The following is a 12,256-nucleotide window of genomic DNA, read 5'->3' as shown; positions in this document are numbered from 1 at the left end:
TGGTTTATTTTAATGTTTCTTGATTTCTGTTCAATTTTCAAAGACCAAATTTTCACCGTTGACTTCATGTCAACTTTTGTTTTATTGTGTCGCCCTCAAGCGACTTCTTAAGTATATCACTTAAGTTATTTCTTGTCAACAAGTTTTTTTAAGTTGAAATTTAATTTCTAAAACCTAATTTTTTAAAACTTGTTCATCGCATCTCTCAGCGACGTGTTTTATCTTACCATATATATTATACATATCTATTATTATATAGTTCTTTACAAAAGAATTATATATACTATTCTTTATTTTTCTTTTATTTTCTTAATATTTCTTATATTGACACGCCAGGGAGACATTACTTCTTAATATATACATTACATATCTAAACTAGGCTTTTATTTAGAGTTTTATATCTATATAAAACAAAAAACCATGTAGGAATAACTAAAATCCTACATGGTTTTTTTATTTTATCACTTAAATTCTTTATCTATTCTATATCAGTATCACTTTCACTATCATCTTCTGCTCTCTCTACTAATTCATCTAAGCTATTATCTTCATTTACTAAATCAATTTCTTCATTAGACTCAAATTCATTTTCTTCTAAATCTTCATCATCACTTTTTAGTATTTTAGCTATAGCAACTATTTTTTCTTCTTCATTAGTTCTCATTAAGGTTACACCCATAGCAGCTCTACTTGTTTTTGATATATCTGATACATTTATTCTTATAGCTACACCGTTAGTATTAATAAGCATTAATTCATCATCAACCTTACAAACTGTAGCACCAACTAATTTTCCTGTCTTTTCACTTATCTTATAAGTTATAAGACCTACTCCACCCCTATGTTGAATCTTGTATTCACTTACAGGAGTTCTCTTACCAAATCCATTTTCACTAATAACTAATAATTCTTCTTCATCAACTGCAATATCCATACATACAGCAATATCATCATCTTTTAATGTTATAGCTTTAACACCAGATGCAGTTCTACCCATATGTCTAACATCTTTTTCGTTAAATCTTAATGCATAACCATTTTGAGTAACGAACATTACATTAGCATCACCATAAGTGATTTTAACTTTTAATAATTCATCATTTTCTCTTAAGTTTATAGCTATTAGTCCATTTTTTCTTAAATTTCTAAATTCATTTAAGTGAGTTTTCTTTACAATACCTTGCTTAGTTCCCATAAATAAATAGCCATCTACACGCTTATCTGTTACTGTTAATACTGTTTGTATTTTTTCATCTGCTTCAATAGCTATTAAATTAATTATATTGGTTCCCTTTGCTTGCCTTCCAGCATCAGGTATTTCATAAGCTCTTAATTTGTATACTCTACCTCTATTAGTAAAGAATAATACATCTGAATGAGTCGAAGTTATCGTTACATGATCTACAAAATCATCTTCCTTCGTTGACATTGCTTGTATTCCTCTTCCACCTCTTCTTTGCGCTGAGTATACATCTGCTGAAATTCTCTTTATATATCCAGATTTAGTTAAAGTTATAACTACATCCTCTTCTTGAATAAGATCTTCTATGTTGATTTCATTCATATCTTGTTCAATATTAGTTCTTCTTTCATCTCCATATCTAGCTTTTATTTCTAAAAGTTCATCTTTTATAACTCCTAGTAATTTTTCTTCACTTGCTAATATAGATCTTAAATATTCCATTTGTTTTAATAATTCATCATATTCATCATCAATTTTATCTCTTTCTAAGCCTGTTAATCTTCTTAATTTCATTTCTAAAATTGCTTGAGATTGCTTTTCTGAAAGATTAAATTCATCCATTAAAGTATTTTTAGCTATTTCACTTGTAGGTGAGTTTCTTATTACACTTATTACTCTATCAATATTATCTAGTGCAATTTTTAAACCTTCTAATATGTGTGCTCTAGCTTCTGCTTTATTTAACTCAAATGTAGTTCTTCTTATTATAACTTCTTTTTGGAAGTCTATATAATGAACTAATACTTCTTTTAAATTTAAAACCCTTGTTTCGTTATTTACTAATGCTAACATAATAACTCCAAAACTGTCTTGAAGTTTTGTATGTTTATATAATAAGTTTAATATTATATTTGGATTAGCATCTCTCTTTAATTCAATTACAATTCTCATACCTTCTCTATCTGATTCATCTCTTAAATCAGATATTCCAGTAATCTTTTTATCTTTTACTAATTCAGCAATGTTTTCTATAAGTTTAGCTTTATTAACCTGGTAAGGTATTTCAGTAAATATTATTTTATGTCTACCATTTTCTTCTTCAATATCTGATTTAGCTCTAACTACTATTTTACCTCTTCCAGTTTCATAAGCTGATCTAATTCCTGCATGACCCATTATTGTTGCTCCAGTCGGGAAATCAGGTCCTTTAATTTTAGTCATAAGCTCTAGTACACTAGATTCTGGATTATCTATAAGCATTATTGTGCCATCTATTACTTCCCCTAAATTGTGAGGAGGTATATTAGTTGCCATTCCAACTGCTATTCCTGACGATCCATTAACTAAAAGATTTGGAAATCTGGATGGTAAAACTGTTGGTTCTTCTTCTTCACCATCAAAGTTTGGCATAAAATTAACTGTATTCTTGTTAATATCTCTTAACATTTCAACTGCTATCTTATTCATCTTAGCTTCTGTATATCTCATTGCCGCAGCACCATCTCCGTCAACAGAACCAAAGTTTCCATGTCCATCTACTAACATATATCTCATTGAGAAATCTTGAGCCATTCTAACTAATGCATCATAAACAGACGTATCTCCATGTGGATGATACTTACCTAAAACGTCTCCGACTATTCTAGCACATTTTCTATATCCCTTTTCAGGTGATAATCCTAAAATTTGCATAGAATATAGTATTCTTCTATGAACAGGTTTTAACCCATCTCTAACATCTGGTAATGCACGACCTACTATAACACTCATAGCATAGTCTATATAGCATTTTTTCATTTCATTTTTTATATCTACAGATATAATTTTTCCTTCATTAAATTCCATGTACTTCACCTCATATTAAGTACTAAATGTCTAAATTAACAACATTCTTAGCATTTTGCTCTATAAATTCTCTTCTTGGTTCAACTTTTTCGCCCATTAAGATAGTAAATATCTCATCAGCTGCCATTGCATCTTCAATTTCAGCCTTTAATAAAATTCTCTTTGATGGATCCATAGTTGTATCCCATAATTGAGTGGCATTCATTTCTCCTAAACCTTTGTATCTTTGAATATCTACTGAACTATCTTTTCCACCCATATCCTGTAATACTGCATCTAACTCAGCATCAGAATAAGCATATGTTTCTTTTTTACCTTTACCTACTCTAAATAAAGGTGGTTGCGCAATGTATACATGCCCTTGCTCTATTAATTCTCTCATATATCTATAGAAAAATGTTAATAATAATGTTCTTATATGCGCACCATCAACATCAGCATCAGTCATAATTATTATTCTATTGTATCTAATTTTCTCAATATCAAAGTCTTTTCCTATTCCGCCACCAAATGCAGTAACCATTGATCTTATAGTTTCTGAATTTAATATTTTATCTAATCTTTGTTTTTCAACATTCATTATTTTACCTCTTAAAGGTAAAATGGCTTGGAATTTTCTATCCCTACCTTGTTTCGCAGATCCACCGGCTGAATCTCCTTCGACTATATAAATCTCGCATTCTCTAGGATCTTTTGATGAACAATCTGCTAATTTACCAGGTAATGTTGTTCTTTCTAATACAGACTTTCTTGTTAATTCTCTTGCTTTTCTAGCAGCTTCTCTTGCTCTTGCTGCCATTAAAGCTTTATCTATAATTATTTTACTAGTTCCAGGATTTTCTTCTAAGAATATTCCTATATATTCACTAACTATAGAATCAACTATTCCTTTAACTTCACTATTACCTAATTTTGTTTTAGTCTGACCTTCAAATTGAGGATCTTCAATTTTAACAGATATTACTGCTGTAAGACCTTCTCTTATATCATCGCCAGAAAAGTTCTTATCATTTTCTTTTATAAATCCGAATCTTTTTGCATAATCATTGAAAGCTCTAGTTAAAGCTGTCTTGAATCCAACTAAATGGGTTCCCCCTTCAATTGTGTCAATATTATTAGCAAAAGAAAATAAATTTTCTGTATATCCATCATTATATTGTAATCCTAATTCAACTGTAACTTTATCTTTTATTCCCTCTACATATATAGGTTCTGGATGTAGTGGTGTCTTATTTCTATTCAAATAAGATACAAATGATTTTATTCCGCCCTCATAGTAATAATTTTCTTCTTTACCATCTCTACAATCAATTAATGTTATATTAATACCCTTATTTAAAAAAGCTAATTCTCTTAATCTTTGAGATAATGTATCAAAGTCAAAGTCAACTTCATCAAATATTTCTGCATCAGGTTTAAAATATATTGTTGTGCCACTTTCTTCAGTGTCTCCAATTTGTTTTAAATCATAAAGTACTTTACCTTTACTATACTCTTGTTGCCATATATGCCCTTCTCTTTTTACTGTAACAATACATTGTTCTGAAAGAGCATTAACAACAGAGGCACCAACACCATGCAAACCACCAGATACCTTGTATCCTCCGCCACCAAATTTTCCGCCGGCATGAAGTATAGTCATTATTACTTCAACTGCTGACTTATGCATTTTAGGATGCATACCAACAGGCATTCCTCTTCCATCATCAGATGAAGTAATAGAATTATCTTCATTGATTTTAACTTCTATATTTTTACAATATCCAGCTAAAGCCTCATCTATACTATTGTCAACTATTTCATATACTAAGTGATGTAGTCCTCTAGAACTAGTACTACCTATGTACATACCTGGTCTTTTTCTAACAGCTTCTAACCCTTCAAGTACTTGAATCTGATTTTCATCATATCTTTGATTATTTTGTTCCAAAACAGACTCCTCCTAAATTTAAAAATATTTATAGCTTACGAATTGTATTCTATGTCAGTTCTTTTAGTTAATGTTGCAGAAGATATTGGCGAAAGATATATCTTACTCATTTTATTAACTTCAGCGATAACAAAAGATTTAGGTTTTTCATTCGTAATTCTTTCTACAAAGCCATCTTCTTCAGCTAATCTTAAAAATTGTATAGTATCTGAACTATACATAGTATTTTCTAAATCGAATATTCCAATAATATCTTTTATAGGAACTACAACATTTTCTCCTAAATGCAAAAACACTATATATTCCTCCTTTAATTCACTATTTCTCCATTGCATACTTTGAATACTTTAGATTTATCATCTAAGTAATCTTCTAAATCATTTATACCGGTACAAGTAATTATTGTTTGTATATCATTAAGCGTGCTCAATACATATCGCTTTCTATTTATATCAAGCTCTGAAAGAACATCGTCAAGTAATAAAATTGGATATTCCTTTGTAATTTCTTTAATAATCTTAAGTGAAGAAAATTTCATAGTTAAAACTGCAGTCCTTTGTTGACCTTGAGAACCAAATTTTTTCACGTCTATATTATTTATTAATATATTAAAGTCATCTCTATGCGGACCTACTGATGTTATTCCTTGCTCTCTGTCTCTTAATAAATTATTTCTTAATTTTTCTAAAAAAGCATATTTGAAATTATCTTTAAATTTTATTCCTGAATCATATTTGAAAATTATATCTTCTTTTCCTGAAGTTATCTCATCGTGAATAAATTTTCCATAATAATTTATCTTATTTATATATTCTAACCTTTCTTTAACAATATAATCAGCACATTCTACTAATTGTAAATCATATACCTCTAAAATATCTTTATTAAAATCCCTTGATCTTAAAATTACATTTCTTTCATTCAATATTTTATTATATTGCACTAGGTTAAAATAATATTTTTTACTTATTTGACATAACTCCATATCTAGAAATTTTCTTCTTATTCCAGGAGATTCTTTTATTATTTTTAAATCTTCTGGTGAAAACATAACTACGTTAAAAGTCCCAAAAAGTTCTCCTATTTTATTTATTTTTATAGAATTAACCTTTATAGCCTTTTTACCGTCTCTTAAAATTTTTATATCAATTCTTTTATCTAATCTTTTTTTTCCTACAAGTAAACTTATATATGCTTCATTCTCTTTCCAATTTATTAAATCTTTATCTCGTGATGTTCTGTGAGATTTAGCAAATGCACAATAGTAAATTGATTCTAAAACATTAGTCTTACCTTGGGCATTATCACCTATAAATACATTAACACCTTCACTAAGATTTAACTCCAAATTATTGTAATTTCTATAATTAGCTAACATTATCGCTTTTATATACATAAAATACACCTATAATCAATTATATCATAATAGAAAAGTTATCGCCTATTTATTAAGAAAATTAAAAAGCTATACTAAACTATTTCAAATTGCTCATCTTCAAATTCTATAATATCTCCAGCTTTTAATTTCTTTCCTCTTTGCAAACATATTTCTCCATTAACTTTTATTAAACCTTCTTGTATATAAATTTTAGCTTCTGATCCTAGGGAAGCTATTCCGCTCCATTTCAAAAATGCGTCTAATTTTATAATTTCAGTATTAATCTCAATTTTATTCATATTTTTTGCATAAATATTAATAAATATTTATTTCCTCCTTATCTCATTTGTCTTACTGGTAAAACTAAATATTGGGAATTTTCTCCATCTTTTTCTTTTATAACACATGGACTTACCCCTGATGTCATTTCTAAAATTACTTCATCACTTTCCATATTTTTAAGAACATCTAATAAATATCTTGAATTAAATGCAATTTCTATTTCATCACCTTGCAGATTTATTGATACTTCTTCCCTAACTTTTCCCAATTGAGAATTAGATGTTATGATTAGTGTCTCTTCTTTAAGATCTAAATTGATTAAATTATTATTTCCATCTTTGGCCATTAAAGAAGCTCTTTCAATACCATTTTGGAATTCTTCTTTTTTCACAGTAACTAATAATTTATGTTCTTGAGGTAGTAATGATGTATAATTTACAAATTTCCCATCTAATAATCTTGATATGATTTTAGTATTTTCTAAATTAAACAATATATGATTATTAGTAAAAGTTATATCTACATTTTTATCATGGTCTTCTAATATTTTTGATACTTCAACTAATGTTTTTCCTGGAATAACTACTTCTAAATTAATATCATTATCTAAAAATTCACTTCTTATAGCTAATCTATATCCATCAAGTGCAACTAAATTTAAAGTTCTATCTTTAACTTGAAATAATATCCCTTGTAAAATAGGTCTTGCTTCATCTTGCGCAATAGAAAAAGATGTTCCCTTAATCATATTTTTTAGAATACTTTCATTGACTTCTACTTTTAAGTCTTCGTTAATGTTAGGTAATGATGGGAATTCTTCGGCATTCATGCATACAACATTAAAAACTGATTTTTCACAAGTGATTTGTATTACATCTTCTTTTGCTGTTTCTATTTTTATATCAGAGTTTGGAAGTTTTCTAATAATCTCTCCAAATATCTTAGCATCAATAACTATTTCACCTTTTTCTAAAACATCTGCTTTAACCAATGTTTGAATGCTAAGATCCATATCTGAACCTATTAATCTTAATCCATCATTAGTAGCATTTATGTAAATACCATCTAATACTTTCATTGTTGACTTTCCTGTAATAGCTTTTTGAACTATAGAAATACCATCTAATAATTTATGTTTTTCACATATAAAGATCATAAAAAATCCTCCTTAATTATTCACATATATTTTTAAATTTAATTAGAATAGATATATATTTATATATAATAGTAATAGTAGTAGGGGCTGTTGATTTGTTGATAAGTACTTCAAACCTAGTAATATCAACGGAATTTTGTGCAAAAAGATTGTGGATAAGTCAGTAACAAAAAGCACATCTTATCCACAGTTTTCAATAGAGTATTATTAAACTAATGTTATCCACAAGTTATTCAATACTTATTATGTACATATGTTAATTAATTTTGAGAAACCTTCTTTGTAATGTCAGAAACAGTATGCTGTAAGTTCTCATCACTCTTTAGATTCTCAGATATTTTTTCATAAGCATGAATTACAGTAGTATGATCTCTACCACCAAATTCTTCTCCTATTTTAGGTAAAGACATATCTGTTAGTTTTCGACTTAAATACATAGCTATCTGTCTTGGATAAGCTACATTTCTAGTTCTTCTTTGAGATTTTAAATCATCTATTTTTAAGTTAAAATAATTAGCAACGATTTCTTGAATTGATGCTATAGTTACGTGTTTTCCTTGTTTTTTAGAAATTATATCTTTTAATGCTTCTGATGCTAAATCAACTGTAACTTCTCTATTAGTTAAAGATGAATATGCAATTATTCTTATTAATGCACCTTCTAATTCTCTAATATTAGATTTTATTTTTGTAGCGATGTACCCCATAACTTCATTTGCTACTTTTAAATTTTCTACATCAGCTTTTTTCTTAAGAATTGCCATCCTAGTTTCAAAATCTGGTACTTGAATATCAGCAATTAAACCCCATTCAAATCTTGATCTTAATCTATCTTCTAATGTTGGAATTTCTTTTGGGGGACGATCAGATGATAGAATTATTTGTTTATTTGCGTCATGTAGTTCATTGAAAGTATGGAAAAACTCTTCTTGAGTACGTTCTTTTCCTGCGATGAATTGAATATCATCTATAAGTAAGACATCTACGTTTCTATATTTTTTTCTAAATTCTTCATTTTTATCATCTTTAATAGCGTTTATTAATTCGTTTGTAAATTTTTCTGAAGAAACATAAACGACTTTAGCTTTAGTATTGTTTTGTAGAATATAGTGTCCAATTGCATGCATTAAATGCGTTTTACCAAGACCAACTCCTCCATATATAAACAAAGGATTGTACGCTTTAGCAGGCGCTTCGGCAACAGCAAGTGAAGCTGCATGAGCAAATCTATTACTATTACCTATTACAAATGAATTAAAAGTATATTTAGGATTTAAAGTTGAAGACATTTCATCATTTACAACTATATTTTTTGTAGAATTTTTATTCCTATTTTTATTAGAATTATCACTACTATTTAATTCATCTTCATTATTAAGATCTGATTCTATTATGAATTTTATATCATATAATTTAGAACAAACAGCTTCTATAGAATTAGCAACCAAACTTTTGTATCTTTTGTCTAAAATATCTTTAGTAAAAGAATTTGGAACGCTTATTTTTATACTTGTATCAGATATAGAAATAGGTTCACAACTTTTAATCCAAGTGTTAAAACTGACTTCACTCATTTCACTTTTTACTATATTCAAGGTTTTTTCCCACAATTTATTTAGGTCAGCATCCATCTCTATCCTCCAAATATTATTAAAAAAAAATTTTTTTTAAGGTATATATAAATTATTAACAAGATATTAACAATATAATAAACAATATATTTTAATTGTTGACTAAGCGAATAAACTTATACACATGTGGATAACTTATTTAGAAAAAAAATTAAACTATATACTTATCAACAATTATAAAAAATACATATAAACATCAATCGATAGTATATAATTTCAATTATGGTGAGAAAATATAAAATAATTTTAAAAAAAAATTTTAAAAGTAAACAAGTTATTCACATATTTATCCACAGCTGTGGATAAATATTTATTAATTTAAGTTATTCACAGTTATAGTATTTATAATATCATAAGTAAACAGGGAGATTCAATAAGTTATCCACAAAAATATTATGTTTAATAAATATTTATCAACAATAGACTGTATCTTGACAGAAAATTAGGATATATATATAATAGAAAAGTAATTTTAAAATAACCGCAAAGTATAGTTTTTACTATAAATAATAAAAAACAAGGGGGTGCATTTTAAATGTTCATGACTTATCAACCAAAAAAGAGACAAAGAAAAAAGGAACATGGCTTCAGAAAAAGAATGAGCACTCAATCAGGAAGAAACATTCTTAGAAAAAGAAGACAAAAAGGAAGAAAAAAATTAACAGCATAAGGGCCGCATTAAGTGGCCTTTTTTCTGCAAATGCAGGAAAAAAGGAGTAATGGAAATACCGTATGATTTATAGATTAAAGAAAAATGTAGAATTTATAATTGTATATAAAAGAGGAAAATCATTTGCCAATAAGACTTTGGTTCTATATGTATTAAAAAATAAGAGAAATAAAGATAAAGATGGTATCGCATATAGTAAAGTAGGAATTTCTGTAAGTAAAAAAGTTGGAAATAGTGTTGTTAGAAGTAAATGTAAGAGATTATTAAGCGAAAGCTTTAGATTAAATTATAATAATATATTAAAAGGATATGATTGTGTATTTTTAGCAAGAAATCCTATGCGAGATAGTGACTATTTTGAAACTGAAAAGGCGATGAAGAATTTAATTAAAAAGGCAGGCTTATATTATGATGAAGAAAATGGTGTTAAGTCTAATTAAATTTTATAGAAAATCTATTTCACCTGGGAGAAGTCCATGTTGTAGATTTACGCCAACTTGCTCACAGTATGCATTGGATGCCATAAATAAGTACGGTGTTATTAAGGGAAGTTTAATGGCGCTGTATAGAATTTTAAGGTGTAATCCTTTTTGTAAAGGTGGGTACGATCCTGTAAAGTAATGAAGTTTAGGAGGTATAGATTTTAATGTTTGAAAAGATAATTCAATTTATGGCTAATATATTCAATTATCTACATGATTTCATCTTAAACCTAGGTGTTTCAGATGTCGGATTATCGTATGTGTTAGCTATTTTTACATTTACATTAATGATTAGATTACTTATACTGCCACTTAACATAAAAGCAGCAAAGTCTACTCAAAAAATGCAAGCGGTTCAACCACAAATGAAAAAGCTTCAAGAAAAATATAAGAGTAATCCAGAAAAATTAAATGAAGAGATGAGAAAATTTTATAAAGAAAATAATGTTAGTTTAACTGGAGGATGTGTTCCATCATTATTACCATTACCAATATTAATGGCTTTATATTATGTATTCTTTAGAATAGAAGGCATGAATGGAGCGTCGTTTTTATGGATTAAAGATTTAGGCTCTAAAGATACAACAATGATACTACCTATTTTAGCAGCCTTATCAACATACTTACCATCTTATTTAATGACAAAAGCTACTCCTATGGATGATTCACCTATGAATATGGGGACTATGAGTTTAGTTATGGCGTTAATGATGGGATTTATGTCAATAAACTTTAAATCAATATTAGTGTTATATTGGATAATAGGAAATGTTATTCAAACTATACAAACATATTTCTTAAATTATTTACCAGCTAAGAAAAAGGTTGCATTAGCAGCAGCAGAAACAGCTGTTTCAGAATCTTCAGATTCTAGTTTTTCTATGATTGTTGAAGAACCTAAGAATTTAGCTAGTACAAAGAAGAAAAAGAAAAAATAATTTTTTAATATATACTTTCTTTATATAATAAGGTGGTGAATTAGGGAATGAGATCAGTAGAATTAGAGGGGAAAAATGTTGAAGAAGCCTTAAACAAAGCTTTACTTGAGTTAAATACAACAAAAGAAATGGTAGATGTTGAGGTTTTGGAACGTGGATCAAAAGGGTTATTTGGTTTTTTAAATGCTAAACGAGCTAAAATAAAAGTAACCTTAAAATATAACTATATTGATGATATAAGAAATTTTATAAATAAAATTCTTGATTCTATGAGCATAAAGGCAGTAATAGATATTAATGAACAAGATGATGTGATAAATGTAAGTTTGTCAGGTGATAAACTAGGCTTGCTTATCGGCTATAGGGGAGAGACCTTAGATTCATTACAATGCCTTATTTCTTTAATGATTAATAAAGATAGCAGCATTCAATATAAAAGAATCGTACTTGATATAGAGAATTATAGAAAAAAGAGAGAAGAAACTCTCAAGAATGTTGCAAAGAAAACTGCTGAAAAAGTAAAGAGAACTAGCAGACTGTTTAGACTAGAACCGATGAATCCTTATGAAAGAAGAATAATTCATTCAGCTTTACAAGATAATTCATTTGTTAACACTTATAGTGAAGGAAAAGAACCTTTTAGAAGAGTTGTTGTAGAACTTAAAAAGAATTAAAAAGGAAAGCCTTGATGAGGCTTTCCTTTTTGGTTGTGTGCCCAGCATGGGCACGTACTAATCGGTGAAAGTCCGTAATGGGGGCTG

General features: G+C 28.0%; 12 protein-coding genes. 5 read left to right on the top strand and 7 right to left on the bottom strand.

The window, feature by feature from the left end:
* Positions 1–478 precede the first annotated feature (478 nt).
* From gyrA to dnaA, 7 genes are all read right to left on the bottom strand, one after another.
* Complete coding sequence (gene gyrA / locus RYM86_RS18105) at positions 479–3,028, bottom strand: DNA gyrase subunit A (protein ID WP_315082225.1); 2,550 nt, start codon at positions 3,026–3,028, stop codon at positions 479–481.
* 22 nt (positions 3,029–3,050) lie between these two features.
* Positions 3,051–4,958: a DNA topoisomerase (ATP-hydrolyzing) subunit B gene (gene gyrB, locus RYM86_RS18100; protein WP_315082223.1), complete on the bottom strand. Its 1,908-nt coding sequence runs from the start codon at positions 4,956–4,958 to the stop codon at positions 3,051–3,053.
* Between the two features lie 35 nt (positions 4,959–4,993).
* Positions 4,994–5,254, bottom strand: a complete 261-nt coding sequence (remB, locus tag RYM86_RS18095) for an extracellular matrix regulator RemB (RefSeq protein ID WP_315082221.1) — start codon at positions 5,252–5,254, stop codon at positions 4,994–4,996.
* A 14-nt stretch (positions 5,255–5,268) separates the two neighbouring features.
* Positions 5,269–6,354, bottom strand: a complete 1,086-nt coding sequence (gene recF / locus RYM86_RS18090) for a DNA replication/repair protein RecF (protein WP_315082219.1) — start codon at positions 6,352–6,354, stop codon at positions 5,269–5,271.
* A gap of 74 nt (positions 6,355–6,428) precedes the next feature.
* Complete coding sequence (locus RYM86_RS18085) at positions 6,429–6,635, bottom strand: RNA-binding S4 domain-containing protein (protein ID WP_315082218.1); 207 nt, start codon at positions 6,633–6,635, stop codon at positions 6,429–6,431.
* Between the two features lie 38 nt (positions 6,636–6,673).
* On the bottom strand, positions 6,674–7,774 hold the full coding sequence (gene dnaN, locus RYM86_RS18080; protein WP_315082216.1) for a DNA polymerase III subunit beta: 1,101 nt from the start codon (positions 7,772–7,774) through the stop codon (positions 6,674–6,676).
* 260 nt (positions 7,775–8,034) lie between these two features.
* Positions 8,035–9,405, bottom strand: a complete 1,371-nt coding sequence (gene dnaA / locus RYM86_RS18075; protein WP_315082215.1) for a chromosomal replication initiator protein DnaA — start codon at positions 9,403–9,405, stop codon at positions 8,035–8,037.
* A gap of 535 nt (positions 9,406–9,940) precedes the next feature.
* On the opposite strand from dnaA, the gene rpmH reads away from it, so the two are divergent.
* From rpmH to jag, 5 genes are all read left to right on the top strand, one after another.
* A complete protein-coding gene (rpmH, locus tag RYM86_RS18070) occupies positions 9,941–10,075 on the top strand; it encodes a 50S ribosomal protein L34 (RefSeq protein WP_003373622.1) in 135 nt (44 codons plus the stop codon).
* Between the two features lie 62 nt (positions 10,076–10,137).
* Entirely contained in the window at positions 10,138–10,515 is a 378-nt protein-coding gene (rnpA, locus tag RYM86_RS18065; protein WP_315082214.1) for a ribonuclease P protein component, read from the top strand.
* On the top strand, positions 10,487–10,696 hold the full coding sequence (gene yidD / locus RYM86_RS18060; protein ID WP_026140573.1) for a membrane protein insertion efficiency factor YidD: 210 nt from the start codon (positions 10,487–10,489) through the stop codon (positions 10,694–10,696). Before rnpA ends, yidD begins: the two co-directional genes overlap by 29 nt.
* Before the next feature lie 25 nt (positions 10,697–10,721).
* On the top strand, positions 10,722–11,495 hold the full coding sequence (locus RYM86_RS18055) for a membrane protein insertase YidC (RefSeq protein ID WP_315082213.1): 774 nt from the start codon (positions 10,722–10,724) through the stop codon (positions 11,493–11,495).
* Between the two features lie 47 nt (positions 11,496–11,542).
* Entirely contained in the window at positions 11,543–12,169 is a 627-nt protein-coding gene (gene jag / locus RYM86_RS18050; RefSeq protein ID WP_315082212.1) for an RNA-binding cell elongation regulator Jag/EloR, read from the top strand.
* Positions 12,170–12,256: the final 87 nt, after the last annotated feature.

This window comes from uncultured Clostridium sp., from assembly GCF_963527835.1.
Taxonomy (GTDB): Bacteria; Bacillota; Clostridia; order Clostridiales; family Clostridiaceae; genus Clostridium.
The sequence above is the reverse complement of the archived record's forward strand: the minus strand, read 5'-3'. Positions and strand labels throughout refer to the sequence as shown.

What these genes read in the sequence shown, in the direction of transcription:
- yidD (WP_026140573.1), top strand. Translation starts at nt 10,487, where the DNA reads ATGAAGAAAATGGTGTTAAGTCTAATTAAATTTTATAGAAAATCTATT.
- dnaA (WP_315082215.1), bottom strand. Translation starts at nt 9,405, where the DNA reads ATGGATGCTGACCTAAATAAATTGTGGGAAAAAACCTTGAATATAGTA.
- dnaN (WP_315082216.1), bottom strand. Translation starts at nt 7,774, where the DNA reads ATGATCTTTATATGTGAAAAACATAAATTATTAGATGGTATTTCTATA.
- RYM86_RS18085 (WP_315082218.1), bottom strand. Translation starts at nt 6,635, where the DNA reads ATGAATAAAATTGAGATTAATACTGAAATTATAAAATTAGACGCATTT.
- rpmH (WP_003373622.1), top strand. Translation starts at nt 9,941, where the DNA reads ATGTTCATGACTTATCAACCAAAAAAGAGACAAAGAAAAAAGGAACAT.
- RYM86_RS18055 (WP_315082213.1), top strand. Translation starts at nt 10,722, where the DNA reads ATGTTTGAAAAGATAATTCAATTTATGGCTAATATATTCAATTATCTA.
- rnpA (WP_315082214.1), top strand. Translation starts at nt 10,138, where the DNA reads ATGATTTATAGATTAAAGAAAAATGTAGAATTTATAATTGTATATAAA.
- gyrA (WP_315082225.1), bottom strand. Translation starts at nt 3,028, where the DNA reads ATGGAATTTAATGAAGGAAAAATTATATCTGTAGATATAAAAAATGAA.
- recF (WP_315082219.1), bottom strand. Translation starts at nt 6,354, where the DNA reads ATGTATATAAAAGCGATAATGTTAGCTAATTATAGAAATTACAATAAT.
- jag (WP_315082212.1), top strand. Translation starts at nt 11,543, where the DNA reads ATGAGATCAGTAGAATTAGAGGGGAAAAATGTTGAAGAAGCCTTAAAC.